The sequence below is a fragment of the Niveispirillum fermenti genome (assembly GCF_052474395.1).
On the sequence record NZ_CP156679.1, the window covers coordinates 600,915 to 627,264 of the forward strand.

The window sequence follows — 26,350 nt, forward strand, 5'->3', positions numbered from 1 at the left end:
AACCGTGATCGACATTCTGGCACCCAGGGAGCAGGAGGGGACCAAGGCCACCGTGCGCGCCTGGCTGAAGAAAGTGGGCGACACCGTGGCGCTGGACGAACCGCTGGTCGAACTGGAAACCGACAAGGTGACCCAGGAGGTGCCGGCGCCCGCGGCTGGCATCCTGACCGAGATCCTGTTGACCAGCGACAATGAGGCGGCACCCGGCGCGCTGCTGGGCCGCCTGCGTCCCGCCGGGCAAGCGGCGGTCGAAGCAGCCGCTGCATCGGCGTCCGTCCCCGCCACAACCAGCGTGGCGCCGGCGGCCGTGGCCACTGCCCCCACAGGGGGCGAAACCCGTCTTTCGCCATCGGCCAAGCGTGCGGCCAAGGAATTCGGCATCGACCCTGCCGGCGTGAAGGGCAGCGGCCATGCCGGCCGGGTCACCCGTGCCGATATCGAACGCGCGGCCGCCGAGCAGGCGGCCCGGCCGGCCGCGCCCTTGGCGGCCCCTGTCGCGGCCCCGCCGGCCCCTGTCGCGGCCTCGCCGGCCATGACTGACACCCCGTCGGCGGGCGTCCGGTCCCATACGGTTCCGCATGACAGCATGCGCCGGCGCATCGCCGAGCATATGTCGCATTCGCTTTCCGTTGCCCCGCATGTCACGGCCGTATTCGAGGCGGATTTCAGCGCCATCATGGCCCATCGCCGTGCCAACAAGGCGTCGTTCGAGAAGGCCGGCATCAACCTGACCTTCACCGCCTATTTCATCGCCGCCTGTGTGGAGGCCATGAAGGTGGCCCCGTCCATCAACAGCCGCTGGCATGATGACCATCTGGAGATCTTCGACGATGTGAATATCGGCATCGGTACGGCGCTGGGTGACAAGGGTCTGGTCGTGCCCGTGGTGCGGGGGGCGCAGGACCTTTCCCTGAAGGGCATCGCCTCTCGCCTGCAGGACCTGACCGACCGGGCGCGCGGGGGCAGGCTGAACCCGGCGGACATGCGCGGTGGCACCTTCACCATTTCCAACCACGGGGTTTCCGGCTCCCTGGTCGCCACGCCCATCATCATCAACCAGCCGCAATCGGCCATTCTGGGCATCGGCAAGCTGGAAAAGCGTGTCGTGGTGCGCGAGGTGGGCGGCGTGGACACGATCCAGATCCGGCCCATGGCCTTCGTGTCCCTGACCATCGACCATCGCGTCGTCGATGGACACCAGACCAATGGCTGGTTGTCGCGCTTCGTAGAGGTCCTGGAAAACTGGCCGCAGGGGAACGGTTGATGCGCTACGATCTCGTCGTCATCGGCGCCGGGCCCGGCGGCTATGTCGCCGCCATCCGTGCCGCGCAGAACGGGCTGCGCGTCGCCTGCGTGGAGAAACGTGCGACGCTGGGCGGCACCTGTCTGAATGTCGGCTGCATTCCGTCCAAGTCGCTGCTGCATGCCTCCCACCTCTACGCCCAGGCGCGGGGCGGCCACATGGCGCGCTTCGGCATCCGGTTGCCGGAGGTCGGGCTCGACCTGGACGCGATGCGGGCGGAGAAGGACAAGGCCGTGTCGGAGCTGACCGGCGGCATCCAGGGCCTTTTCCGGAAGAACAAGGTGGAGCGGGTGGAGGGTACGGGCCGCATCCCCGGCCCCGGCCGCGTGGCCGTCGCGCTGGCCGATGGCGGTGAACGGGTGCTGGAGACGGCGGAAATCCTGATCGCCACGGGATCGGAGGTCATGCCCCTGCCGGGTGTCGCGGTGGATGGCGACCGCATCGTGACATCAACCGAAGCGCTGGACCTGCCCTCCGTTCCCGGCCGGCTGGTGGTGCTGGGAGCGGGCTTCATCGGGCTGGAGATGGGGTCCATCTACAGCCGGCTGGGCAGTGCGGTCACCGTGCTGGATATGGCCGACCGCATCGCACCCGGCCTGGACGGGGAGGTGGCGGACGCCGCCCATCGGCTGCTGGTCCGCCAGGGACTGGCCATCCGCACCGGCACCCGGCTGGTCTCGGTTGAGACACCGGCGGCCGGCGGCGTGGTACTGACCGTTGCACCCGTGGCGGGCGGGGCCACGGAACGGATCGAGGCCGACCGCCTGCTTCTGGCGGCGGGACGCCGTCCCCTCACAGCCGGGCTGGGGCTGGAGGATGTGGGTATCGCGCTGGACGCGCGGGGCCGCATTCCCGTTGATGGCGAATTCCGGACGAAGGTGCCGGGCATCCGGGCCATCGGTGATGTGGTGGAAGGCCCGATGCTGGCCCACAAGGCGGAGGAGGAGGCCATCGCCTGTGCCGATGCCATTGCCGGCCGCACCGGCTTCGTCGATCACGCCCTGATCCCGTCGGTCATGTACACCGATCCGGAAGTGGCCAGCATCGGCCAGACGGAGGAGGCATTGAAGCAGGCCGGCACCCGCTATACGGCCGGCAGGTTCCCCTTCGCCGCGAACAGCCGGGCCAAGGCCAACAGGGAAACCGATGGTTTCGTGAAGGTGCTGGCGGGTGACGATGGCCGGGTGCTGGGCGTGCATATCATCGGTGCCTTGGCAGGCACCATGATCGCCCAGGCGACCCAGGCCATGGCGTTCGGCGCCACGGCGGAGGATATCGCCCTGACCTGCCACGCCCATCCCACCCATGCCGAGGCCTTGAAGGAAGCCGCCATGGCCGCCATCGGCAAGCCGATCCATATGTGAGGAACAGCAGGATGCGGGAAAGCAGGGGGCCTCGGCCGGTGCGCCCCCTGCCGGACAAACTCTAATTCTATTTTGCGGTGACCAGAACCTATTGGTTCTGGTCACCGCCCTCAATCGCCGGCGCCAACATTCGTTGGCTTGGCTGCGCCGCACGAGCGGTGCTGTGGCAGTCGCCGCCGGACCAACTTGCGATGAGTTCTACTCATCGCAAGTTGGTATAAGAGGTTGCGGCGCGCGCAAACAGGTTTCAGATGCCGCCGATGCCGTTCAGCACCATGCCGGTAGCCATGTCGGCGATTTCGTCGGCACCCAGCGGGCCGGCGGGTTTCATCCAGGTGTGGGTCCAGTTGATCATGCCGAAGAACAGCATCGCGGCCGTGCGGCGATGCGCGGCATCATCGGCCAGGGAAGGGCGCAGGTCGGCCAGGATGTCTTCCACCATGGCCACCAGGGCGCGCTGCCCCGTCACGATTTCTGCCCGGCGTTCGGCCGGCAGGTGCGCCAGATCGTTTAGCAGCACCTTCTGCCGCGCCGCCGCCCCGACATAAAGCCGCATGAAGCGCCGCGACAATTGCCGCAGCCTTTCCGCCGCCGGCAGCTTCATGCCGGCTACTTCCCCCGCAGCCATCGACAATTGTTCCACATGCGACGCCATGACGGCGTGAAGGATATCCTCCTTCGACGGATAATAGTGGTATATCAGCGACTTCGACGTGCTGCACGCTTCGGCCAGGTCGGCGACGGAACTGCCCAGGAACCCCTTGGCGGCGAAAAGCGCCGCCGCCCGGTCGATGATTGCCTCGCGGCGCTGTTCATAGTCCGCTGCCTGCTTGCGTGCCATGCCTGTTCCGGTTCTGCAAAGCTTGTCCGCCGACGGCGGTGATGGACCATAAGTCACCACCGGGCAACAAGAAATCAATGAAAGGATTGCCTTCATGCCCTGTTATCGCTTCGACGGGCTGGTGCCTGTGGTGGACCCCACGGCCTTCGTCCATCCCACGGCCAGCCTGATCGGCGACGTGATTATCGGGCCCCGCTGCTATATCGGCCCCGGTGCCGCCCTGCGGGGCGATTTCGGCCGGCTGGTCGTGGAGAACGGTGCAAATGTTCAGGATAACTGCGTCATGCACAGTTTCCCCGGCGCCGATTGTGTTGTGGAGCAGGATGGCCATGTCGGCCATGGTGCCGTCCTTCACGGCTGCCGGGTCGGCCGCAACGCGCTGGTCGGCATGAATGCGGTGGTGATGGATGGGGCCGTCATCGGGGCTGAAAGCCTGGTGGCGGCCATGTCCTTCGTGAAGGCGGGGATGGTGGTGCCGGCCCGCACCCTGGTCGCCGGCTCTCCGGCCCGCGTCATGCGCGACCTGACGGAGAAGGAGATCGCCTGGAAGTCCCACGGGACGGCCGAGTACCAGGAACTGGCCCGCCGCTGCCATGAAACGCTGGCCGAGGTGGAACCGCTGCGCGAAATGGAAAAGGACCGCCCGCGGTTCGCGGGCGGCCATGTCACCCTGGACAAAGCAAGGTAAGTTTGAGGGGAAAGCGATAGGAATGGCGGACGTCAATCCACGTCCGCCACCAGCAACGTCACGATATCACGGGCAAAACCCATCAGATCCTTGCCCGCCGCCCGGTTTTCCGGAGACTTCATGGCGGCGTCGAAGCTGTCCTGATCGGCGAAATGCATTTCCGCGATCATGAAATAGGCCGGTTCTCCGCCCATCGGCGCCGACGTGACGCGGTTGATGACGGTGCGCAGCAGGCCCGGTGTCCGGGCCACCAGCGGCAGATGGACCTCATTGTAATGCTTCAGGAAGGCCTCAACATCGTCGGGTTTCCGGTAAAGCGCGATCAGCTTCTTCATGGGTCCTCCTGTTGTTACCGTCCCTGCCAGACGGGCTTGCGTTTCTCAAGAAAGGCGGCAACGCCTTCCTGCTTGTCCCCGGTGCCCAGCAGCGACAGGAAACGCCGCCGCTCGAACAGCAGGTGATCACCGTGGGGCAGGTCGAAGGCGGCCCTGACGCTGGCCTTTGCCATCCGCAACGCCACCGGTGCCCGTCCGGCGATGGTGCGCGCCAAATCCAGGGCGCGATCCAGCGCCTGGCCGGCGGGCACGGCCTCGCCGACCAGCCCGGCCTCCACGGCGCGGGCCGTGTCGATCATCTCGCCGGTCAGTACCATGCGCATGGCAAGCTGGCGGCCGACCAGACGGGGCAGCGTCGCTGTTCCGCCGGCGCCAGGCATGATGCCCAGGCTGCTTTCCGGCTGGCCGAACCTGGCACCTTCGCCCGCAACCGACAGGTCGCAGCACATCAGAAGCTCACACCCGGCCCCCAGGCACCAACCCTCCACGGCGGCGATCAGTGGCTTGGGGCAGTCACGGATGCGGTCCCAGGCCTCCTGCCGGGGACCATGGGGCGCATCGTCGGGACCCGATGCGGCCAGTTCGCGGATATCCGCCCCGGCCGCGAAGACCGTCCCGTCCCCGGTGAGGACCACGACACGGATGGTTTCATCCAGCGCCGCTTCTTCCAGCGCCCTGGCAAGACGGGACAACAGCGGTGTCGCCAGGGCATTGCGCCGGTCGGGCCGATTCAGCCGCAGCAGGCGCACGCCATCGGACGGCGTTTCGATCAGCAGATGGTCCTTAGCCGTCATAATCGACCACGACATCCGATCCGACGGGCACCGACTGGCAGGTCAGGATATAGCCTGCCGCGACCTCGGCTTCCGACAGGCCGTAATTGGCGCCCATCTCCACCTTGCCGCTGACCAGCTTGGCCCGGCAGGTGGCGCAAACCCCGGCCTTGCAGGCATAGGGGGCCGGCATTCCCGCGGCACGGGCATTTTCCAGGATGTTGCCGAGGGTCGGATCGAAGCTGACATGGCGGCGGCGTCCGTCCAGGATCAGGGTGACCCGTGACCCTGCCGCCTCGGCGGCGCGGGCGGCATTGGCAGCCAGCCGGGCCGCGTCGGGCCGGTCCACGGTGAACCGCTCCAGCAACACCTTTTCCCGCGCCACGCCGCGTTCCAGCAGGCTCGCCTCCACCGCGTCCATCATGGGGCCGGGGCCGCAGATGAAAAAGGCGGCCACATCCGCGACAGGAATGACATGTTCCAGAAGCTCGGCGCACTTGGCCGCATCCAGCCGGCCATTGAACAGGTCGATCTCCTCCTCCTCATCCTCCAGGAAATGCAGGATGTTGAGGCGACCCATGAACCGGTCCTTCAGGCCGGCCAGTTCCTCCAGGAAGATGATGGAGGCGGTGTCGCGGTTGCCGTAAAGCAGGGTGAAGCGGCTTTCCGGCTCGCTCAGCAATGCTGCCTTCAGCAAGGACAGCACGGGCGTGATGCCTGACCCGCCGGCGAAGCCGACATAATGGTTGCGGGCCGATGGATCGAAGGTCCAGGTGAAGGCCCCCAATGGCGGCATCACTTCCACCACCATGCCGGGTTCCAGTTTCGCGTTGGCGAAGCTGGAGAACTGGCCGCCGGTCACCCGCTTGATGGCGACCCGCAATTCACCATCCTGCGGGGCGACGCAGACGGAATAGTTGCGGCGCACATCCTGCCCGTCCAGATCGGCGCGCAGCGTCAGATGCTGGCCAGGCTTGAAGGCAAACAGCGGCTTCAGCGCGTCGGGCACGTCGAAGCGGATGGAAACGGCGTCGGCGGTTTCGCGCCGCACCTCCGCGATGGTCAGGGGATGGAAGCCGGTGGACATGGGTTCTTGGCCCCTCAATGGCATTTGAAACGGTCGAACGGTTCCAGGCAATCCTCGCAGCGCCACAGCGCCTTGCAGGGTGTGGAACCGAAGCGGCTGACCTCCACTGTGCGGGTGGAACCGCAGCGGGGGCAGGGGGTGGGCATGGGCTGGCCGCGCAGGTTGGTGGCAGCCGATCCCTTGGGCGGCGGGGCGATGCCGTAGGCACGCAGCTTCTCCCGGCCCGCATCGCTGATCCAGTCTGTGGTCCAGGGCGGCGACAGCACGGTTTCCACCGCCAGATGACCCAGCCCATGGGCCGCCAGGGTGCTGCGCACCGCCATCTCGATGGCCAGCGTTGCCGGGCACCCGGTATAGGTCGGCGTCAGCAGCACGGAGCCGCGTCCGGCATCCACCCCCCGCACGATACCCAGATCGACAATGGACACGACCGGGATTTCCGGGTCCGGCACGGTGGCCAGCACATCCATGACCTGGCCGGGATCGACGGGGGTGGTCATGGTGTCACCAGGTCGCGTTGGGATAGGAGCGCTGCAGGTGCTGCATCGGGGCCAGCAGATGGCCCAGATGCTCGGTATGGTGGCCCCGGCGCCCGCCGGTCACGGGGCGGTGGGCCGGCAGCGGCGGCAGCGTGGCCTGTTCCAGCACGGCGGTTACCGCGGCATCGAAGGCCGGGCGCAGGGCCGTGCGATCGACGGCGATGCCGCGCGCCACCAGATCGGTTTCCACCGCATCGGTCATGAACAATTCATCCACGAAGCGGACCATCCATTCCAGCCCGTCGATCATGCGCTGGCGGCTTTCCGCCGTGCCGTCGCCCAGGCGCACCACCCAGCCGGCGGCCAGGTCGGCGTGATAGGCCACTTCCTTGACGGATTTGGCGGCGATGGCGGCCAGATGGCTGTCGGTGGACCGCGTCAGCCCGTCGAACAGCAGGCGCTGATAGGTGGAGAACAGGAATTGCCGCGCGATGGTCTGCGCAAAATCGCCATTGGGCTGTTCCACGAGCAGGCAATTGCGGAAATCCAGCGCATCGCGATGGAAGGCCAGACGATCGGCGTCACGGCCCTGTCCTTCCACCGTACCGGCATGGCCCAGCAGATAGGTGGCCTGCCCGATCAGGTCGAGCGCCACATTGGCCAGCGACAGGTCGATTTCCAGCGTCGGCGCGTGCCCGCACCATTCCCCCAGCCGCTGGCCCAGGACCAGGCTGTCATCGCCAAGGCGCAGGAGATAGTCGAAACAGGTGGTGTCGGACATGGGATGACCCTTGATGGTGAACGGTGCCGGACATGTCGGCGGCAGTCTGGGCGGGACGGTGGCCCGCCGTCCGCCGTCAGATATGCTTGATATGGTCCGGCACGGTGTAGAAGGTCGGATGGCGGTAAACCTTGTCGGCTGCCGGCTCGAACAGCGGACCCGACTGGGCCGGATCGGATGCCGTGATCTGGGCCGACGGCACCACCCACAGGCTGACGCCTTCCATCCGGCGGGTATAGGTGTCGCGGGCGTGGCGGATCGCCATGTCCGGATCGGCGGCATGGACAGACCCGACATGCCGGTGCGACAGGCCGTTCTTGGTACGGATGAAGACTTCCCAGAGGGGCCATTGCATGGACATCAGTTAAATTCCTTATCGTTGGGCCTTGTTGCCGGCGATGCGGGAAAGGGCTCAGGCGGCGTGGCGTGCCCGTTGCTTTTCGGCATGCGCCGTCGCGGCCTCGCGGACCCAGGCGCCATCGTCCCAGGCCTTGCGGCGGGCCTGCATGCGTTCGCGCGCCACAGGTCCCTCACCGCGCACCACGGCGTAGAATTCTTCCCAGTCGATGGCGCCGAAATCGTAATGCCCACGCGCCGCATCCCATTTCAGGTCGGCATCCGGCACGGTCAGGCCGATGGCTTCGGCCTGTGGAACGGTGACATCGACGAATTTCTGGCGAAGCTGGTCGTTCGTGTCACGCTTGATCCGCCAGCGCATGGACTGCGCCGAATTGGGCGAATTGTCATCCGGCGGGCCGAACATCATCAGCGACGGCCACCACCAGCGGTTCAGCGCATCCTGCGCCATGCGCTTCTGGTCCGGCGTGCCGGCGGCCAGCGCCATCATGATCTCGTAGCCCTGGCGCTGGTGGAAGCTCTCTTCCTTGCAGATGCGCACCATCGCGCGGGCATAGGGACCGTAGGAAGTGCGCTGCAGGGGCACCTGGTTCATGATGGCGGCACCATCCACCAGCCAGCCGATGGCGCCGATATCGGCCCAGGTCAGGGTCGGATAGTTGAAGATCGTGGAATATTTGGCCCGGCCGCTATGCAGCGCGTCGATCATCTCCTCCCGCGAGGTGCCAAGCGTCTCCGTCGCGGAATAGAGATAGAGCGCATGCCCGCCCTCGTCCTGGACCTTGGCCAACAGCACGGCCTTGCGGCGCAACGAGGGGGCGCGGGTGATCCAGTTGCCTTCGGGCAGCATGCCGACCACTTCGGAATGCGCATGTTGCGACATCTGCCGCACAAGCGTCCGGCGATAGGCCTCGGGCATCCAGTCCTTGGGCTCGATGAAATCGTCGGCGGCCACCCGCGCCTCGAACGCGGCCAGAAGTTCCGCCGGTTCGGCCGTGGCGACGGCTGCCTGCTTTTGAAACTCGGTCGTATACATCGGGTGGCCCCTTCGCTGTTCTCTGGGGTCACCATAAAATAGTCCGACCAGACGGTCAATTAATTTAGTGCAAGAATACGCATGCCAATCGCGGGCTGGACGAAGGATGTCCGGCGGGGCAAAAAGCGTCCCCTAGGCAGGGGTCAGTGCAGGACGCCGTCCAGCAGTTGGGCCGGCGAGGACAGGCCCAGGCGGGCGCAGGCCCGCCGGCGGTAGGTCAGCACGCTGTTGGCGCTGATGCCCAGGCTTTCACCGGCCTGATCGGCTGTCGCACCGGCCAGCAGCAGGGCGCAGACCCGGCGTTCGCGTGCCGTCAGGGTGGGATGGGCCTGGGCCAGCCGGGCTTCCAGCCGGTCGGGCAGGGGGCTTCCCGCCGCCGTCACCTGACGGGCATGGCGCAGCAGGATGCCCATGCACAGGCTGCCGAATGCCGGCAGGGATGCCATGTCCGCCGGTGCCGGTTCCGTCAGGTAGAAGCTGAGGACATAGTCCTGTGGTCCGTCGCGCCAGCCGAAGCAGATTTTTTCCGCAAAGCCGGGCTTCTCGAAACATTGCCAGCGATAGTCGCCGCGGCTGATCTGACCGCTGCGGACCCGGGTGACGAAGCTGCCACCCGGTGGCGTGGTGGCGCGCGTGTCGCGCACCGGGTCGGCAATGTGGAAATGGCTGGCGAAGGAACGGGCCCGGCGTTCGGACTGACCGTCCAGCCCATGGCTGAGAAGGGGTTGCGGGGTAGCCCCCTCGGCCCCCGCATAGGCGAACAGTTCCACCACGGGCAGCCGCAGCCGCGCCACCGCCAGCATGCGCGTGGCCAGATGCGGGGTGCCGATGGCATCCAGCAGGCCGGCGATCCTGTCAGGGGTGAGGTCCAGCATGGCGCAAGGGCTCCGGAGCCGCGGGGTCACCCTTTATGCGTAACGCCATCCGGTCGGCCTGTCATCAATTCCGATGACAAACCGATCGGCCGCCGCCGTCTATCCTGGCGCCAAGGCGAGCCCGGAACCGTATGGAAGAAACCAGACAGATGAGCAAGGCATTCGCATCCTCCGCCGATCTGGCGGAAAAGCAGGAGACGCTGGAGATCGTGTCCGACGGGGTCTATGCCCTGACGGCGGAAGGGGACCCCAATGTCGGGGCGGTGGAGGGCGAGGATTTCCTGGTCTGCATCGACGCGCGTGCCACGCCGTCATCGGCGCGCGACTGGCTGGCCAAACTGCGCCAGCATACCGACAAGCCCGTGCGCTATCTGGTGCTGACCCATTATCACGCGGTGCGCGCCTTGGGGGCGGGGGCCTTCGGCGCCGACACGGTGCTGGCCAGTGCCCCGACGCGCAGGCTGATCCACGAGCGCGGGCAAGCGGATTGGGACAGCGAACAGGGGCGCATGCCGCGCCTGTTCAAGGGGGCGGAAGAAATCCCCGGCCTGACCTTCCCCGACCTGTCATTCGACAATGGTCTGGAGATCGAACTGGGCGGGTCGCGTGGAACCCTGGAACTGCGCTTCTGCGGGCGCGGGCACACGGCCGGCGACATCGTGGCCTGGCACGGCAAGACGAAAAGTCTGTTCGCCGGTGATCTGGTGGAGGCGGAGGCCGCCCTTTACACCGGCGACGCCTTCCATATGGATTGGTCCGCCGGCACGCTGGATCGTATCCGGGCGTTCGGGGCGGAACAGCTTGTCGGCGGCCGCGGTGCCGTGGCGCGCGGGCCGGCGGCCGTGGAGGCCGCGATCGAACAGACGCGCGGCTTCCTGACCGGGATGATCACCCAGGTCGGCCCCGTGCATGCGGCCGGCGGCAGCCTGAAGGAAGCATTTGAGGCGACGCACCGGGCATTGGCCCCCACCTTTGGCCATTGGCCCATCTTTGAACATTGCCTGCCGTTCAACGTTCAGCGTCTTTGGGATGAGATGGATGGCATCGACTGGCCCCGGGTCTGGACCATGGAGCGCGACCGCGAGGTTTGGGCACTGTTGCAGGGGTGAGGGCCATGAACGGAACGGCCAGTCAAGGACACATTCCCGTCTGGCACCATATCGGTGCCAGCCCGCCACCGGTTGCCGGCGTCGATGATGCCGGCAACTCCGCGGTTCCGGTCGTCATCGTCGGGGCCGGGCCGGTCGGCCTTGCCATGGCACTGGACCTGGGGCGGCGGGGTCACCGGGTCGTGGTGCTGAACCGGCTGGATTTCATTCCCGCCGGCTCAAAGGCCATCTGCTTTTCAAAACGCTCGCTGGATATTTTCGACCGGCTGGGCGTGGGTGACGCCATCACGGAGAAGGGCGTCGTGTGGAATGTCGGCAAGGTCTTCCGCGGCGCGGAGACCGAGCCCGTGTTCCAGTTCGACATGCTGCCCGTGAAGGGGCAGAAGCGGCCGGGATTCGTCAATATCCAGCAATATCATGTTGAGGAATATCTCTGGCGGGCCGTGGCGGGCCTGTCCAATGTGGAACTCCGCTGGGGGCATGCCGTCACGGGCGTGCGGCCCGATGCCGATGGGGTGGAACTGTCGGTCGATGCAGGTGGCGACCCCTATCGGTTGCGGGCCGGCTGGGTGGTGGCCTGCGATGGCAGCCGGTCGGCCGTGCGTTCCCTGATGGGCCTGGATTTCGACGGACGGGTGTTCGAGGATCATTTCCTGATCGCCGATATCGCCATGAAGGGGGACCGGCCGGCGGAACGCTGGTTCTGGTTCGATCCGCCCTTCAATCCCGGACAGTCAGCGCTGCTGCACCGGCAGCCGGACGATGTCTGGCGGCTGGATTTTCAGCTTGGCTGGAACATCGATCGGGAAAAGGCGCTGGACCCGGCCAATGTCACCCGCCTGGTGCGCGCCATGCTGGGTGACGATGTCGTGTTCGAGCCCGTCTGGACCAGCCTCTATACCTTCCAATGCCGGCGCATGCGGCGGTTCCTGCATGGTCGCGTGATCTTCGCGGGCGACAGTGCGCACCTCGTCTCCCCGTTCGGGGCGCGGGGATGCAATGGGGGAGTGGCCGATATCGACAATCTGGGCTGGAAGCTGGATCTGGTGTTGAAGGGGCTGGCCGGTCCCGACCTGCTGGAAAGCTATGATCATGAAGCCGTCGTGACGGCAGATGAGAATATCCTGAACTCCAGCCGGTCCACCGATTTCCTGACGCCGAAATCGGCGGTCAGCACGCTGTTCCGTGATGCCGTGCTGGAACTGGCGGGCCGGCAACCGTTCGCGCGGCCCATGGTCAATTCCGGCCGTCTGTCCACGCCCGTCAGCTATCCCCACAGCCCGCTGAACAGCCCCGACATGCAGGACTGGCACGGGGCCGGCGTGGCGCCGGGCAGCCCGGCCGTTGACATGGCGCTGGAGGATGGCTGGCTGCTGGAAAGGCTGGGGGACGGGTTCGTCCTGATGGCCGATGGCTGGGAAGGCCCGGTGCCGGACGATGTGCGCCTGCTGCCCGTCGAAGCAGCGGGTGCGGCGGCACAGCGCTATGGGCTGATGCCGGGTGCTGCCTATCTGTTCCGGCCGGACCAGTATGTCGCGGCGCGGTGGCACCGTCCCGATGCCGGCGTCGTTGCCCATGCCTGCCGCAAAGCCCGGGGGTTTAAGTCATGACCGCATTGATCCTGACACCCAACATCCCGGACCCGGACGGGTTCTATGCCGAACTGCTGGCCCTGCACCAGGGGCGCACCGATGCGGACAGCCTGGCTGTCAACGCGCGTCTGATCCTTGTCCTGGCCAACCATATCGGCGACAGGGACGTGCTGCGTCAGGCCTTGCAGGCGGCGGGATAGGCGGCGTGCATCCCCGTGTCCGCCGTGGCGGGCCATTCCATTGTGACCCGCCACGGTTCCCGTCAAAGCTGGACGCGCTTGGTATAACCGCCATCGACGACAAGATTGATGCCGGTGACCCAGCCGGCGGCATCGCTGGCCAGGAAAGTCAGGCATGTCGCCACCTCCGCCGGCGTGCCCAGGCGGTTGCTGGGCTGCACGGCGACATTCTGGGCATAGACCTCCGGCCGGTTCTCCTTGATCCGGTCCCAGGACCCGCCTTCGATGAAGATGGGGCCGGGGGAAACGACGTTGACGCGGATGTTCTTCGCCATCAGCACCTGCGACAATTGCTTGGCATAGATGATCAGGGAGCCTTTCAGGGCGTTGTAGGCCATGGGAGCCATGAAGGTTTCCACGGCTGCCGTCGTGCTCATGAAGATGATGGAGCCGCCGCCGGCCTTTTCCATGAAGGGCATCACGGCCTCGCAACCGCGGAAGGCGCCCATCACATCGCCTTCGAAACAGCGATACCAGCTTGCTTCCCCATCCATGCCGGCGCCGCCGGACACATTATGGATGAAGATATCGACGCCGCCCAACTGTTCGCCCATGTCGGCGATCCATTGGCGATAGGCGGGGCCATCGCTGACATCGACGGGGGCACCCACCGCCGTGCCGCCGGCCGCCTGGATGGCGGCCACCGTTTCGGCCACCGCGTCGGCGTTGCGTGAACCGATGGCGACGGCACAGCCTTCGGCCGCCAGCAGTTCCACCGTCTGCCGGCCGATGCCGCGGGTCGATCCTGTCACGATGGCCTTCTTGCCGGCCAGTCCGAGATCCATGGTGTCTATCCTGTTCGTAACGTTCTGGAAGGGTACCGCGTCAGCCGGCGCGGCGCTGGGCGTCACGGATGGCGGCGTCGCGCTGCTTGGGGGTGGGGTTGGCGCGCAGGGTCAGACCGCCATTCACCTGCAAATTCTCACCCGTCATGAAGCATTCGTCCGATGCGAGCCAGACGGTGGCGGCGGCGATGTCGTCCGACGTGCCGATGCGGCCCAGCGGATAGCAGTCCACAAAGGCATCGACCACGGCCGGCAGCTTGAACACGCCCTGGGTCATCGGCGTTTCCGTCAGGCCGGGGGAGATGGAATTGACGCGGATGCCCTTGTCCCCGAACTCGTTCGCCACGGCCCGGACGACATGGTCGATGCCGGCCTTGGTGCCCATATAGGCCGCATAATTGTAGGTCATGATGGTGGCCGTGGCGGAACTGATCTGGATGATCGACCCGCCGGTCGGCTGCATGGCCCCCACCATCACCTGCAGGAACTGGAAGGCGCCCTTGAACTGAATATCCATGATGGTGCGCAGCGCGTCTTCCGGCATGTCCAGGAAGGGGGAGGCATAGCCCCACCCGGCCGCATTGACGGCGATATCCACGCGGCCCGACTGCGATAGCGCGGCGTCGGCCAGTTTCTGGATATCGGCCTTGTCGGTAATGTCGCAGGCAACGGCGATGGCACCGCTGGCGGCGGCGTAACGGTCCAGTTCGGCCGCGTCGCGCCCGCCGACAATGACGGTCGCCCCTTCCTTCAGAAGCCGGTCGGCGATGACCTGGCCCATATTGTCGCGCTTGCTGGCGCCCAGCACGATGGCGGTCTTGCCCTTAAATGTGGTCATGGTGTTTTCCCCCTTGTTCTGGTTGTCGTTCGCGGGTGCCTGTGGTGCGGCATCAGCCGGCAGCGGGTGCAAGCCTTTCCAGGGCGAACGGATGGTCCGGATCCGTTTCCTGGATCTCGACGATGTTGCCGTCCGGGTCCTTGCCATAGACGGCGCGCAGATTGCCGAAATCGCAGGGCTCCTCATGGGCGAAGCGCATGCCGGCGGACGAAAGCCGGGCGTATTCCGCCTGAATATCCGTCACATCCAGGCAGAAATGCGTATAGCCATGGTCGCAGGGGCGCAGCGGCTCGCCGGAACGGGCGGCCGGCGCCGAATATTCGAACAATTCCAGGTAGCAGTTGCCGGCCCGCAGCATGACGGTGCGCGCGGCCGACCCTTTCAGCCCGACCGCCCTGTCCGCCAGTTCGGCATCGGCCCACCGCACCTGGTCGATGGCGGGCACGAAGCCCAGCACATCGCGGTAGAAGACCAGCATCCGGTCAAAATTCGGCGTGTTCAGCGCGATATGATGGATGCCGCGGATCATGACGGTTCCTTTCCCAGAACATACCTGTCGATGGTCTGCTGGAAATGCCGGACGCGCACCTCCTGGTAGTTGGTCAGGGTCTGGCCCTGCTTGTGGGCGGCCTTCATGCCTTCCTGCTGGTCGCGCAGATTGTTGGTATCCTGGTCATAGACATGGCCGAACGCTGGGTCGATGCCCTGAGCCTTGGTGTAGCTGTCGCGCTCTCCCAGCCGCTGCGGCACCGCGGGTTCCGGCCGGTCGCCATTGTCGGGCACGGGGCGCAGGAAGATCAGTTCGAACAGACAGCGGTCGGGGTCCATCCCGATCGGCCGGAACCGGTAGACCATGGGCAGCGACAGGCCGGGAAACAGCACCATGTTGGGGAACAGCGAATATTCCACCACGTCCAGCATTTCGGTGTCGGTATAGCGGGACATGTCCGCCTTGTAGGTTTCGCCCAGCACCTTGCGCAGCACGCGCGCCATGACGATGCGGGCCGTCTCCCCTTCACCCAGCGTCAATTCGTCCTTCAACAGGGTGCGGTCGCCGACCAGCATCGTGTTGATCAGTTCCTCCTCGCTCAGTGCCTTGGGCAGATGCGGGCTGGAAACGCCGTTGGTGGCGTAAAAGCGGGAGACATTGTCGGTGAAGATGTCGTACTGCGTATTCTCGTCGCCGTTGCCATAGAGCAACTGGGGGTGCGTTTCCTGAGTATGGTAATTTTCCATGAACGCTTCCTGGGCCGTCTTCCAGTTGGCGAACAGTTCCTTTTCGATATGCAGGTCGATATAGCGGTTGGCGATGTCCCAGTTTTTGAAATGGTCCTGCATGGGGGCCATGTAATCTTCCAGGGACGGCGCATTCTCATCCATGTTGATGAAGACGAAGCCCCCCCACAGGCCGACGCGCACCTGTGGCAGACGGTGGCTTTCCGCCGTGACATGCGGCAGGTCCCAGGGGCAGGGGACACGCTTCAGTTCCCCATCCAGGTCCCAGGTCCAGCCATGGAAGGGGCAGCGCAGTTCCGTGGCATTGCCCTCGCCGCCCGTGGGACGCAGCTTGGTGCCGCGATGCAGGCAGGAATTGTGATAGGCCTTGATGGTGCCGTCCTGCGTGCGGACCACCAGGATGGAATAAGGACCGATCTCATAAACGTGATAATCGCCGGGCTCGGGTATATGTTCCTCCCGGCAGGCCCATTGCCAGACTTTCGGCCACAGGTTCTTCATCTCCATCGCGAAGAATTCCGGTGAGATGTAGCGGTCGAAGGCGATATCCTCGTCGCCCAGGAACCTGTAGCTCTCCATGGCCAGAACGGGTGGCACGGGCCGGCCGTCGCGATGGACGATCTCCTGCGTGCTGGGCCCGCGCGGGCAGCGCGCCTCTCCCGGCTTGGGGGTGGGGATCATCGTATCCATTCTTCATTTCCTCCCTGTCATATTCTTGGGGTTGCCTGTCCGGTCAGAAGCCGGACCCGCCCTCCGGCATGACACCGGCCGCCCAGTCCAGTCCCCGGCGCAGCAGCGTATGGAACACCGGATTGTCCCAGGACCCGCGTTCCACGCGAGGATAGAAATCCGTCAGCGGCTGCATGTCGTAATGGCCGCGGCAATGGCCCAGCGTCAGGTACAGGATGGTGCCCGACCCGATACGCCGCAGATAAAGCACGGGATGGTCCTGCTGTTCCCATTGCGAGGTCGTGAACCGGTCCGTCCTGCCCGCGAAGCCCGCCGCCAGCAGCACCTCGATCTCCGCCAGGATGGTCGACAGGTACAATTCATCCACCGTTTCGAACGGTTCGATGTCGGCCGTCAGCGGGTGGTCCCGGCCCGCCGCCGTCTTGTGTACCTGGTAGGGGCCGATGGGCGGATGCCCCTGGAACATCGTGCCCAGCGTTTCCATGAAATGCGGTGCCAGATTCGGGGTGTCGACCAGCCCCTCGGCCGTGAAACGCAGGATGGAATTGGTGCCGTGCAGCGCATACCAGCGCCCGCCACCCGCGATGTAGCGCCGCAGCGCCTCCTGCTCGGGCAGCGACGGCGTGACGTCGCAGGTGTAGGAGACGATGAAGTCGGCAGCCATGATCGCCTCGATCCGGCTGTAATCCTCGAACACGCGGGTACGGATACAGGGATTGCCGCCCAGTATCTTCAAAATCTCCAGCCGGGCATGGTCGATATCATGATAGCGGCCACTGGCGATCAATACGGCGTTGATCGGCCTGGAGGGGGGTGATGGGGCTTCGCCATTCAGCATGTGGGGCCATTTTTCGTGAAATGGTACGGCTGCTCCGCGTCGGATGGGCCGGCGGAGGGGGGCCAAAATCGCCAAGCGGTGCTGCTTGCAGTCAATTACGCTGATAACATGACAACGTGACGGTTTCAAGGCGCCAATATGCTTGTGTTCCACCTTCAGCCAGCGTATCTAATGCGGGTGACCCCCAGTCGCATTGCCCGGGGACCGCTCCCCTTATTTTACCGAGATTTCGGATGGACGAATCCACTAGCAACCTGACAGACCTGGAACCGGAGGGCTTCGCGCGACCGGACGCCGGGCTGCAGCAGCGGCGCAGCGCGGAAACGCGCATCGCCATCCTGGAAGCCACCATCGATTGCCTGGCCGAATTCGGCTATGCCCGCACCACCACGCTTCTGGTCGCCAGCAAGGCCCGCGCTTCACGCGGGGCCATGCTGCATCACTACCCGACCAAGCAGGCGCTGATCGAGGCGACGATCGAATACGCCTTCTATCAGCGCATGAAGAATTTCATGAAGAAGGTGACCAGCCTGACGGATGAGCAGCGTGTCTATGACAATGCCGCCATCCAGTTGAGCTGGCAGCAGTATCAGAGCCGGGAATACAAGGCCTATCTGGAACTGCATGTCGCGGCCCGCACCGATCCCGAACTGCGCGAGATGTTCCTGCCGCGGGCCCGTCTATATGACCGCATCTGGCGGGACGAGGTGTGCCGCGCCTTCCCGGAATGGAACCACGATATCGAATTGCTGCACCGCGCCTCGGAATTCACGCGCGCGGCCCTGGAAGGGCTGATGCTGAACGTGGATATCTGGGACGATCCGGACGCTGAGAAGTTCGTGGTGGAACTGGTTTCCACCACGCTGCTGATGCTGCGTGACGGGCGCATTCCTTTCAAGAAGCCGGTCGAAGCCCCGCCGCCGCCAGCCCGCAAGCCGCGCAAGGCAGCGGCCAAGCCGGCGGCGAAGAAAGCCTGACGGGGCGATAGCCACTATCGATATTTGCAGGAAGGCCGGCATGGGGTCCCCCCATGCCGGCCTTCCTGCTTTGTATTCCTTGGGTTTTTCCGGTCCGCCGGGCGGGCAAAGGCGCACCTGCGCGTCACTGTCAATACGCAAGCAGGCTGACATAAAACAATCAGGATTGCTTTTCTTATGACCGGATGTTAGCGTCCTTCTGAATACGGGAGGAACAAGAATGACAAAGGAAACCGCTTCGCCGGCCGGCTGCGGCGCACGCAGCCCGGGCCCGAGCTGGAACGATTATGCCGAGCGGGATACCAACCCCGTTCCCGATTTCCTGATCGCCGACAGCAGCCCGGACCTTGGGTCCGCCCCCATTGCCGCCAGCCGCTATACCAGCCCCGATTTCTTCCGCCAGGAATGCGAGAAGATGTGGCCCGCTGTCTGGCAGTTCGCCGCGCGGGAAGAGGAACTGCCCGAGCCCGGTGATTATGTGCTGTACGAGAATGCCGGCCGCTCCTATCTGGTCACCCGTCAGCCGGACGGATCCGTCCGTGCCTTCCACAATGTCTGCCTGCATCGGGGACGCAAATTGCGCACCGAAAGCGGCTGGGCAGAGACTTTCCAGTGCCCTTTCCACGCCTTCACCTGGAATATCGACGGGTCCCTGAACCAGATACCCTGCCGGTGGGATTTCCCGCACCTGGCGGACGCGGAAATGAAGCTGCCGGAGGCGGCCGTTGCCCGCTGGCAGGGATATATCTTCGTGCGCGAAAGCCACGAAGGCCCGTCGATCGAGGAATTCCTGGCCCCGCTGCCGGATCATTTCCAGCGCTGGCGGCATGATGAATGCGTCACCAGCGTCTGGGTGGCCAAGGTGGTCAAGGCCAACTGGAAGGTGACGGCTGAAGCCTTCATGGAGGCGTATCATTCCATCGCCACCCACCCGCAGATCCTGCCGTTTGCCGGTGATTCCAACACAAAGTACAGCGTCTATGGCGACAATGTGAACCTGGCGATCACGCCGTTTGCCGTCACCTCGCCGCACCTGCTGGACCAGGAATTATCGGAACAATGGATCATCGATCAGATGATCAAGTATAATGGCCGATCCGCGCAGGCAAATCTCAACATCACCGTTCCGATGGACAGTACGGCGCGTCGTGAACTGGCCGCGGTCAACCGCCAGCGGCTGGGACAGGATGCGGGCCGGGATTTCAGCGCGATCAGCGATGCGGAGATGATTGACGCCTTCACCTACAATGTGTTTCCCAATTTTTCTCCCTGGGGCGGCTTTCCGCCCAATGTCGTCTATCGCTGGCGCCCCTGGCCGGACCAGGATCATACCTTGATGGAAGTGCGGCGGATCACCCGTGTTGCCCCTGGTGCGCCCCGGCCGCCTTGCCCGCCCATGCGCCTGCTGGCCGAGGACGAGGCCTGGGGATCGGTGCCTGAACTGGGGGCGCTGGGGGCGGTCTTCGACCAGGATTGGGCGAACCTGCCCTATGTTCAGGAAGGGTTGAAAGCGTCGAAGAACGATCGCGTCAACCTGGGCAATTATCAGGAAAGCCGTATCCGCCAGTTCGCCCAGACACTGGACAAGTATCTGGCGCGCTGAGCGCCAGTTTTGCCTTGAAGTGGCCATCCCTTCTTTGGGGTGGCCCTCCTTCAGGGGCTCCTTCCAAAAAAACTTCGGCCGCCGTTCCGGGATTTGGGAACGGCGGCCTTTTCTTTGCGGGATGTCGGATTGCGGATCCGTCATACCGTGAGGAAAGGGGCGGGCGCCTTGGTCAGGAAGGCCGTGCGTGCCCGCGCGTAATCGGCGCCGGTAAGAAGCAGGGCCTGCGCCTGCGCCTCGAAATCCAGCAGCGGGTTGAGGCCCTGCGGCCCCCGCGCCAGGGCGGTCTTGGTCAGGGCGATGGCCTCCGGCGCCGCACTGGCCAGGCGGCGCGCCTTTTCCTTCGCCAATGCCAAGGCGCCATCGGGCGATATGTGATCGACAAGGCCGGCGGCATGCGCCTGGCCCGCATCCAGCACCTCGCACAGCATCATGAATTCCCGTGCCGCACCGGCGCCCAGGCGCTGTGGCAGGGTCCAGAGCAGGCCAAGATCGGGGATCAGGCCTACACGGCCGAAGGCGGCACAGAACCGGGCTGCCGGACCGGCGATGACGATGTCGCAGGCCAGGGCAATGGACAATCCTGCCCCGAAGGCCGCGCCATCCACGGCTGCCACCGTCGCCTTGCGGCCTGCCGCCAGGGCGCGGATGATCCGGTGCAGATCGCGCATGGTGGCCAGCATGCGCATGGGGTCGTCACCGTCCAGCCCGGACAGGTCACCGCCGGCACAAAAGGCTCTGCCATCCCCGGCCAGCAGGATGGACCGGCAGGCAGCATCGCCCTGCAATGCCTCCAGCGTGGCGATCAGCGGAACGGCCAGTTCCGGCACCAGGGCGTTGCGCTTTTCAGGCAGGCTCAACGTGACAAGGGCAACGCCGTCCGCCAGCGTGCAGGAAACGGTTTCGGACATTCATTCTCTCCAGGGTGGGCGGGCCGCAGGCTGGAGCGTATTCGCGTTGACGGGAAACACGAGCTCCAGCTTTCAGTTTCCAAAGCGCCGACGCCGCATCCGCGGCACGGACCGCACGGTGGCAGTCGCCGCCGGAGCGGTTTTCCAGTCAAAGGACAACCGCTCTAACCGTTGCCGGCGGCGGCCACGGCCCGGCGCATGGCGCCAAGACCGCTGGTGAACAAAAGTGATGCTGACAGCATCAACAGGATGCCGGCGCAGGCGATGGCCGGACCCAGCCGGGTCTCGTCACCAAAGACATAATCCGTCATGGCGGCCACGATGAACGGGCCGCCCGCAGCGCCGACCAGGCCGGTGGCCAGCACATAAAGCGCCGATGCCCGCCCCCGCAATGGCCGGGGCGTGGCGATCTGCAGCGCGGCCGGACCGATGCTGGCGCAGGAAATGGTCAGGAAATAGACCAGACCGAAGCCCAGGATGGTCATCCAGCCCGCCGGCGCCAGATAGGCGGCCGCCAGCAAGGGGGCGGCACAGAGGCTCAACACCCGGAACCAGCGCAGATGCGCGTCGAGTATCCCGCGGCGGAACATCCGGTCGACGATCCAGCCATGGGTCATCAGGCCCAGCAGCGGGGCCACGATCTGCGCCACGCCCAGCCACAATCCCGCATCCTTCAACGACCAGCCGTGAATGCGCGAAAGGAAGGTGGGGGTCCACATCTGAATGGCGACGATACCCGCCTGGACCAGTGCGAACCCGAGATTATGCGCCAGGTAGAAGCGAGCGTGCGGGCGCATGTGGCGGAACAGGGCGCCAAATCCCGGCTCGGTCATGTCCGTTGCGGACAATGGCAGCGATCGCGTCCGCGTTTCCGGCAGCAGAAAGACCAGAAAGGCCAGCAGCATTCCCGGTACGCCGGTTATGATGAAGACCAGTTGCCATGCCTTGACCTCCCCCAGCAGCGGAAGGGTCCGGGCGCCGGCATCCAGCAGCATGCCCACCAGGGGCCCGCCCACCAGAAAGGCCAGGCCGGTACCGACGGTGCCGCCGATGACGAAGACCGACAGGGCCGTCGACAGCCGCGACGGTGGAAAGAGATCGGCCATGATGGCGAAGGTGGCCGGGGTCAGCGACGCCTCGCCGGCACCGACCCCGGCCCTGGCCGCGAACAATTGCCAGAAGGATTGCGCCAGCCCGCAGCAGGTGGCGGCGATGCTCCAGAAAGTGACACCCACCCAGATGATCATCCGCCGGCTGTACCGGTCCACGGCCCAGCCGATGGGAATGGCGGCCAGCACATAGAACAGGGCAAAGGCCACGCCCTGCAGAAGGCTGACCTGCACATCGGTCAGCCCCAGGTCTGCCTTGATGGGTGGGATCAGCAGCGCCAGGATCTGCCGGTCCAGCATCGCCACGAAATAGAGCATGCCGAGGATGACGACGGACAGCCAGCGCCCGGATGAGGAGAGTTCTTTTCCACTATCCGTCGTCCCGCCGCTTCCCGCGGTCCCGGTCGCCGAAATCATTGCCCGATTTCCTTCCACCGATACCATCCCGGCGACCATGGCCGGTCACCGGGATGAGGTTGCCGGCACAGGCCGACCCCGCCCTGTCAGTTGCGTGGTGCGCCCGCCGCGATCCAGGCCTGGATACGGGCGATTTCAGCCCCGTTCAACGGCGGGCCATCCATCGGCATGCGCACACCCACACCGCCGGCTTCCACATGCGTGCCCTTCAGCTTGTGCAGAAGATAGCTGCCGGCCGGATCGCCGGGCTGCACGCGCTTCAATGCCACTTCTTCCGACGGCATACCGACCAGGCTGGCATAGGCGCCGCCCGGATGCAGGGCCATGCCGCCTGGTTCCTCCCCCGTCAGGTGGCAGGCGGCACAGCGGTTCTTCAGCAGCGGCACGATATCCCGCTGGAAGCTGGGCGCATCGGCGGCCGCAGCGGGACCGGCAACAACCAGCCCCCCCAACAGCATCAGCGCTGCGATCCGGATCGAACGCGGGCGGGTCATCATCCCTCCTTGCCGCCGTCTGTGGCGTGCATGGCAGCGATATAGGCATAAGTCATGGCCGGGCCGATGGTGCCGCCCGCCCCGAAATAGGCACCGCGGGTCGGCGATGCCACGCAATTGCCGGCCCCGTAGAGGCCGGGGATGGGCTGGTTGCCCATCGCCAGGACCTGTCCCTTCTCGTTGGTCAGGGGGCCGCCGCTGGTGTCGAGCGCGCCGGGCGCCAGGATGATGGCGTAATAGGGCCCCTTGTCCTGGAACGGATACATGGTCGGGTTGGGCATGCCGCCTGTCCTGGCCTTGCTGCCGGGCCGCAGGATGGAGAAATAGCCCTGCCATTCCCGGTCATAGCCATGCAGACCACGGTCGAAATCCGGGTCGCGGCCGTCGCGGGCATAGCGGTTGAACCGGTCGATCGTCTGCCGGGTCCGGGCCAAGAAATCCCTCGCCAACGTCACTCCGCCGGTCCGACCGGCCAGCGATTGCAGGCGTGCGGCGATGTTTTCCGCCAGTTGATCCAGGCTGTCCCCCTTGATCAGATAGGAGGCCGCATCGGGATTTTCCGGCAGCGGATAGTTGCCGCCATAGGCGTCCAGGGCCCGATGGTCGAACAGCATGAACAGCAACTGGTTGGGGTAGTCGGCATTCACCGGGTCATAGACGTAATGGACCTTGGTCCGGTCATTGTAGTTGCGCTTTTCATTGACGACACGGTGGCCATATTTGTTGACCAGGACCATGGAATCCGATGGTACGAAGAACACGCCGACACCCATGACGCGGTTCTCCAGCGCCTGGTCCAGCACCACCTGCGTGTACCAGGCGGTGGACAGCGTGCCGGGCACAGCACCGGCGGACGCCGCCATGCCGATGAAATCACCCTGCGACTGCGGCACGGCGCAGGACCCGTACAGCATGGTCTGGTGCAGTTGCAGCAGGTCGGTATTGTGGGCGAAGCCACCCGTGGCGAAGATCACCCCCTTGCGCGCGCCGATGGTGACGGTGCGCTCACCCGTGCGCGCCTCCAGCCCGATCACGCGGCCTTCCTCCAGCACCAGCTTCGTGGCGCGATGGCCCGTCAGGATGGGCGCGCCGCGCGATGTCAGCCAGGTCTCACAAGCGTCCGTGATGCGCCCGCCATGGCCCACGGTGCCGGCCAGGGTCTCGCCATTCTCGTCCTTCGGTGCCAGGGCGCGGCCCACCGGGACCTTGTTCTCGGGCAGATGGTCGGCATAGTCGGGGGACGGCTTCTTGTCCGTGCCTACCGTGAAAAGGCCGAATTCGACGGCCCCCAGCGCCTTCATCTTGTCGACCATGGGGGCGCCATTGTCGTAGAAGGCTTCCAGCAGCTTGTAGGACCGTTCATCCAGACCAAGGGTCGGATGGTCGGCATTATAGTCGTTGGGGAACGCATAGCGGCACATGTAGCGCATGGCATCCGGCTTGGGGTCGGTCAGCCCCAGTTCGGACAAGAGCGGGTGATTGGGCACCCAGGCCACGCCACCGGATTTGCGCGTCGTGCCGCCCAGCATGGGGGAGGCTTCCAGCAGCACGACCCTGGCGCCGCGATCGGCGGCGATGACAGCCGCCGTGCAGCCCGCGGCCCCACCGCCGACCACGACGATATCGGCCTCGACATCCCATGTACGGGCGGTCTTGCCATCATCCGCCTGGGCACAGCCGGCCAGCAGGGCGGATCCGGCGGCCATCCCGGCACCGGCACCTGTCAATATCCTGCGCCGGCTGAGGCCTGGCTGTTCATGTTGCGTCATGATCGTTTCCTCACCCTGTATCGTCAGTTTTGTGTCTTGGGGGCCAGGGCCCCGGTATAGACAGGATCGCCGACGCCGCGCCGGCCGACCATGTCGGGACCCATCAGGCCGAAATGGCGCTCGTCGGCAGCACGCCAGCTTTCCCAATCATGCAGACCGGTCCGGTGCGCGATGCGCCAGACGCCATCACGCCGCTGGAAACGGTCGATATAGCGGCCACCGATCCAGACATCCTCGTCCAGGGACATGTCATGGCGTTCAAAAACGCCTGTGCAGGCCCGCCCCTTGGGAAGACGGTGATAGGCCAGGAAATAGGATTCCACATGCGCCGCGTCGCCCGACAACTCGATCAGCACATTGCCCAGATGGTGCTGTGTGCGGTCCAGTTCGGCCAGCACGGCCATGGCATAGGTGCAGAACAGGGTCGAAGAACCCTCGTATCCGCCATGGCTGTGGGTGGCATCGGGATGGAAGACGGAACGCAGCAGCGCCTCATCCATCCGATCCAGTGCCCGGCAGTAGCGGTGGCACTGGTCGGTGATTGCCTGCCGGTCGGCCAGTGCCCGCAGCAATGCGCCATCCATCCCTGGCTGGCCGGGATCGTTCATCATCGTCATCATGTCTCACCCGACCTTGCGCAGCGGGTCGCCGCCATCCCAGTCGCGTGCGGCGTTGCGCATGCTGGTGAACAGGTCCAGCAAGGCCGGCGGGGCCTGCAGCACCTCCACCATGGTGCCGGGACCGCCATGGGTGTCGGCATAAAGGAACGCCCCATCATCCAGGCGGCCTTCCTGGATGATGTCGGCACCGGCCGCGGCCAGCTTGCGACGTGCGTCGCCCATATCGGATGTCAGCAGGCAGACATGGTGCAGCCCGCCAGCACCGTCCCGCTGGCCATCACGATAGACCGATGGCGCCTCATTATGCTGCACCACCAGTTCAATCTGCATGTCGTGCCAGTAGCCCAGCGCCACGGAGAAATCGACCTGCACCTCCTGACCGCGATAGGACATCCACGGCACGGCCACATGTTCCATCAGGAAGAAGGGGCCGGCCCCCATGCTGCCGGCCCAGAAGCGTACCGCCTCTTCCAGGTCCTGCACGATATAGGAAAGCTGCATCACGGGGCCGATGGCGGCGGTGAGCTGGCGGGGCGGCAGGGGCATCGGGCATCTCCGGTCTTGTACGATTTCCGGTGGCTTCAGCACATAGGCGTGCGGCCGGGCGGGCCGGGTGTTCAGCGGCGGGGCGGCAGTCCCTGGTCATACGGGTCGTCGGGAAAGCGTGCGCCGCGGGTCAGCAGCATGTCGTAGATGCCGCCTTCCCAGCGGGCGGTCGACGGCTCGTTGCGGTTCCAGTCCATGACATAAAGCCGGTCGATGATCCGCCATTCGCCATCGCGGCGTTCATAGCGGTCCAGATACCGGCCGGCGACGATCAGGTCGTTGACCTGGTCGCCATCGGCCACATGCATGAAGCCGACGACATAGGTCTCGCCGCGTGCGTGATCGCCATCGGGGTCGATCTGTATCCAGGCATTGCCAATCTTCTGCATGGACCGCAGCATGCCGCTGCGCATTGATGCCGTCATGTGATCGGCGAATTCCCAGGCATTGCCGTTGAAGGTGCCATGGGTTTCCGTGGCATCAGGCCAATAGGCCGATTTCAGCGTGTCCGCATCACAGCGGTCGATCCCATGGCAATAGCGGCACAGCAGGTCGTAGATGGCCTGCCTGGCCAGCATGTCATCAATCGCCCTTTCACGGGCAGACGCGGCGGGGACGGGCGACACGAGCGTTTTTCCTTTTTGAAAACAAAAGAGGG

Annotated in this window: 29 protein-coding genes; 8 read left to right on the forward strand and 21 right to left on the reverse strand. The window is 65.3% G+C overall.

Annotation, left to right across the window (positions count from 1 at the left end; translation table 11 throughout):
- Positions 1-4: 4 nt before the first annotated feature.
- A complete protein-coding gene (locus ABC728_RS06915) occupies positions 5-1,264 on the forward strand; it encodes a dihydrolipoamide acetyltransferase family protein (protein WP_416617709.1) in 1,260 nt (419 codons plus the stop codon).
- A complete protein-coding gene (gene lpdA / locus ABC728_RS06920; RefSeq protein ID WP_416617710.1) occupies positions 1,264-2,667 on the forward strand; it encodes a dihydrolipoyl dehydrogenase in 1,404 nt (467 codons plus the stop codon). The genes ABC728_RS06915 and lpdA overlap by 1 nt, the downstream gene beginning before the upstream one ends.
- Before the next feature lie 247 nt (positions 2,668-2,914).
- On the opposite strand, the gene ABC728_RS06925 is transcribed toward lpdA, so the two are convergent.
- Positions 2,915-3,508 (reverse strand): TetR/AcrR family transcriptional regulator, encoded by a 594-nt coding sequence (locus ABC728_RS06925; RefSeq protein WP_416617711.1) that lies wholly within the window; start codon positions 3,506-3,508, stop codon positions 2,915-2,917.
- Positions 3,509-3,602: 94 nt separating this feature from the next.
- Here ABC728_RS06925 and paaY point away from each other — a divergent pair, with 94 nt between their 5' ends.
- Positions 3,603-4,196, forward strand: coding sequence for a phenylacetic acid degradation protein PaaY (gene paaY, locus ABC728_RS06930; RefSeq protein WP_416617712.1), 594 nt, complete (start codon positions 3,603-3,605; stop codon positions 4,194-4,196).
- Between the two features lie 32 nt (positions 4,197-4,228).
- On the opposite strand, the gene ABC728_RS06935 is transcribed toward paaY, so the two are convergent.
- The 8 genes from ABC728_RS06935 to ABC728_RS06970 form a co-directional block, all read right to left on the reverse strand.
- The gene (locus tag ABC728_RS06935) at positions 4,229-4,531 is read right to left on the reverse strand and encodes an EthD family reductase (RefSeq protein WP_416617713.1); all 303 of its coding nucleotides are present in this window, start codon (positions 4,529-4,531) and stop codon (positions 4,229-4,231) included.
- A gap of 14 nt (positions 4,532-4,545) precedes the next feature.
- The gene (locus tag ABC728_RS06940; RefSeq protein ID WP_416617714.1) at positions 4,546-5,325 is read right to left on the reverse strand and encodes an enoyl-CoA hydratase-related protein; all 780 of its coding nucleotides are present in this window, start codon (positions 5,323-5,325) and stop codon (positions 4,546-4,548) included.
- On the reverse strand, positions 5,315-6,391 hold the full coding sequence (gene paaE, locus ABC728_RS06945; protein ID WP_416617715.1) for a 1,2-phenylacetyl-CoA epoxidase subunit PaaE: 1,077 nt from the start codon (positions 6,389-6,391) through the stop codon (positions 5,315-5,317). Before paaE ends, ABC728_RS06940 begins: the two co-directional genes overlap by 11 nt.
- Positions 6,392-6,405: 14 nt before the next feature.
- Complete coding sequence (paaD, locus tag ABC728_RS06950; RefSeq protein WP_416617716.1) at positions 6,406-6,891, reverse strand: 1,2-phenylacetyl-CoA epoxidase subunit PaaD; 486 nt, start codon at positions 6,889-6,891, stop codon at positions 6,406-6,408.
- A 4-nt stretch (positions 6,892-6,895) separates the two neighbouring features.
- Positions 6,896-7,651, reverse strand: a complete 756-nt coding sequence (paaC, locus tag ABC728_RS06955; RefSeq protein WP_416617717.1) for a 1,2-phenylacetyl-CoA epoxidase subunit PaaC — start codon at positions 7,649-7,651, stop codon at positions 6,896-6,898.
- Positions 7,652-7,727: 76 nt separating this feature from the next.
- Positions 7,728-8,012: a 1,2-phenylacetyl-CoA epoxidase subunit PaaB gene (paaB, locus tag ABC728_RS06960; RefSeq protein WP_416617718.1), complete on the reverse strand. Its 285-nt coding sequence runs from the start codon at positions 8,010-8,012 to the stop codon at positions 7,728-7,730.
- 51 nt (positions 8,013-8,063) lie between these two features.
- A complete protein-coding gene (gene paaA, locus ABC728_RS06965; protein WP_416617719.1) occupies positions 8,064-9,044 on the reverse strand; it encodes a 1,2-phenylacetyl-CoA epoxidase subunit PaaA in 981 nt (326 codons plus the stop codon).
- Positions 9,045-9,187: 143 nt separating this feature from the next.
- Positions 9,188-9,919, reverse strand: a complete 732-nt coding sequence (locus tag ABC728_RS06970; protein WP_416617720.1) for a helix-turn-helix transcriptional regulator — start codon at positions 9,917-9,919, stop codon at positions 9,188-9,190.
- 149 nt (positions 9,920-10,068) lie between these two features.
- On the opposite strand from ABC728_RS06970, the gene ABC728_RS06975 reads away from it, so the two are divergent.
- Genes ABC728_RS06975 through ABC728_RS06985 form a run of 3 tightly spaced genes read left to right on the forward strand, consistent with a single transcriptional unit; the run spans position 10,069 to position 12,820 of the window.
- Positions 10,069-11,028, forward strand: coding sequence for an MBL fold metallo-hydrolase (locus ABC728_RS06975; protein WP_416617721.1), 960 nt, complete (start codon positions 10,069-10,071; stop codon positions 11,026-11,028).
- 5 nt (positions 11,029-11,033) lie between these two features.
- Positions 11,034-12,638 (forward strand): FAD-dependent oxidoreductase, encoded by a 1,605-nt coding sequence (locus ABC728_RS06980; protein WP_416617722.1) that lies wholly within the window; start codon positions 11,034-11,036, stop codon positions 12,636-12,638.
- On the forward strand, positions 12,635-12,820 hold the full coding sequence (locus tag ABC728_RS06985) for a DUF2783 domain-containing protein (protein ID WP_416617723.1): 186 nt from the start codon (positions 12,635-12,637) through the stop codon (positions 12,818-12,820). The genes ABC728_RS06980 and ABC728_RS06985 overlap by 4 nt, the downstream gene beginning before the upstream one ends.
- A 62-nt stretch (positions 12,821-12,882) precedes the next feature.
- Here ABC728_RS06985 and ABC728_RS06990 read toward each other — a convergent pair whose 3' ends face one another.
- Genes ABC728_RS06990 through ABC728_RS07010 form a run of 5 tightly spaced genes read right to left on the reverse strand, consistent with a single transcriptional unit; the run spans position 12,883 to position 17,246 of the window.
- Positions 12,883-13,644, reverse strand: coding sequence for an SDR family NAD(P)-dependent oxidoreductase (locus tag ABC728_RS06990; protein ID WP_416617724.1), 762 nt, complete (start codon positions 13,642-13,644; stop codon positions 12,883-12,885).
- A 40-nt stretch (positions 13,645-13,684) separates the two neighbouring features.
- Positions 13,685-14,482 (reverse strand): SDR family NAD(P)-dependent oxidoreductase, encoded by a 798-nt coding sequence (locus tag ABC728_RS06995; protein ID WP_416617725.1) that lies wholly within the window; start codon positions 14,480-14,482, stop codon positions 13,685-13,687.
- A gap of 52 nt (positions 14,483-14,534) precedes the next feature.
- Positions 14,535-15,011, reverse strand: a complete 477-nt coding sequence (locus tag ABC728_RS07000; protein ID WP_416617726.1) for a VOC family protein — start codon at positions 15,009-15,011, stop codon at positions 14,535-14,537.
- Complete coding sequence (locus ABC728_RS07005) at positions 15,008-16,408, reverse strand: aromatic ring-hydroxylating oxygenase subunit alpha (RefSeq protein WP_416617727.1); 1,401 nt, start codon at positions 16,406-16,408, stop codon at positions 15,008-15,010. The genes ABC728_RS07000 and ABC728_RS07005 overlap by 4 nt, the downstream gene beginning before the upstream one ends.
- Before the next feature lie 43 nt (positions 16,409-16,451).
- On the reverse strand, positions 16,452-17,246 hold the full coding sequence (locus ABC728_RS07010; protein ID WP_416617728.1) for a ThuA domain-containing protein: 795 nt from the start codon (positions 17,244-17,246) through the stop codon (positions 16,452-16,454).
- Between the two features lie 233 nt (positions 17,247-17,479).
- Here ABC728_RS07010 and ABC728_RS07015 point away from each other — a divergent pair, with 233 nt between their 5' ends.
- Positions 17,480-18,223, forward strand: coding sequence for a TetR/AcrR family transcriptional regulator (locus tag ABC728_RS07015; RefSeq protein ID WP_416617729.1), 744 nt, complete (start codon positions 17,480-17,482; stop codon positions 18,221-18,223).
- A gap of 220 nt (positions 18,224-18,443) precedes the next feature.
- On the forward strand, positions 18,444-19,826 hold the full coding sequence (locus ABC728_RS07020; protein WP_416617730.1) for an aromatic ring-hydroxylating oxygenase subunit alpha: 1,383 nt from the start codon (positions 18,444-18,446) through the stop codon (positions 19,824-19,826).
- Positions 19,827-19,966: 140 nt separating this feature from the next.
- Here the strand turns inward: ABC728_RS07020 and ABC728_RS07025 are convergent, their stop codons facing one another.
- The 7 genes from ABC728_RS07025 to ABC728_RS07055 form a co-directional block, all read right to left on the reverse strand.
- Complete coding sequence (locus ABC728_RS07025) at positions 19,967-20,737, reverse strand: enoyl-CoA hydratase/isomerase family protein (RefSeq protein WP_416617731.1); 771 nt, start codon at positions 20,735-20,737, stop codon at positions 19,967-19,969.
- 164 nt (positions 20,738-20,901) lie between these two features.
- On the reverse strand, positions 20,902-22,263 hold the full coding sequence (locus ABC728_RS07030; protein ID WP_416617732.1) for an MFS transporter: 1,362 nt from the start codon (positions 22,261-22,263) through the stop codon (positions 20,902-20,904).
- A gap of 86 nt (positions 22,264-22,349) precedes the next feature.
- The gene (locus ABC728_RS07035) at positions 22,350-22,757 is read right to left on the reverse strand and encodes a hypothetical protein (protein WP_416617733.1); all 408 of its coding nucleotides are present in this window, start codon (positions 22,755-22,757) and stop codon (positions 22,350-22,352) included.
- Entirely contained in the window at positions 22,757-24,526 is a 1,770-nt protein-coding gene (locus ABC728_RS07040; protein WP_416617734.1) for an FAD-dependent oxidoreductase, read from the reverse strand. The genes ABC728_RS07035 and ABC728_RS07040 overlap by 1 nt, the downstream gene beginning before the upstream one ends.
- Positions 24,527-24,549: 23 nt before the next feature.
- On the reverse strand, positions 24,550-25,146 hold the full coding sequence (locus tag ABC728_RS07045) for a nuclear transport factor 2 family protein (protein ID WP_416617735.1): 597 nt from the start codon (positions 25,144-25,146) through the stop codon (positions 24,550-24,552).
- A gap of 3 nt (positions 25,147-25,149) precedes the next feature.
- Entirely contained in the window at positions 25,150-25,692 is a 543-nt protein-coding gene (locus ABC728_RS07050) for a VOC family protein (RefSeq protein WP_416617736.1), read from the reverse strand.
- A 71-nt stretch (positions 25,693-25,763) separates the two neighbouring features.
- Complete coding sequence (locus tag ABC728_RS07055) at positions 25,764-26,318, reverse strand: nuclear transport factor 2 family protein (RefSeq protein WP_416617737.1); 555 nt, start codon at positions 26,316-26,318, stop codon at positions 25,764-25,766.
- Positions 26,319-26,350: the final 32 nt, after the last annotated feature.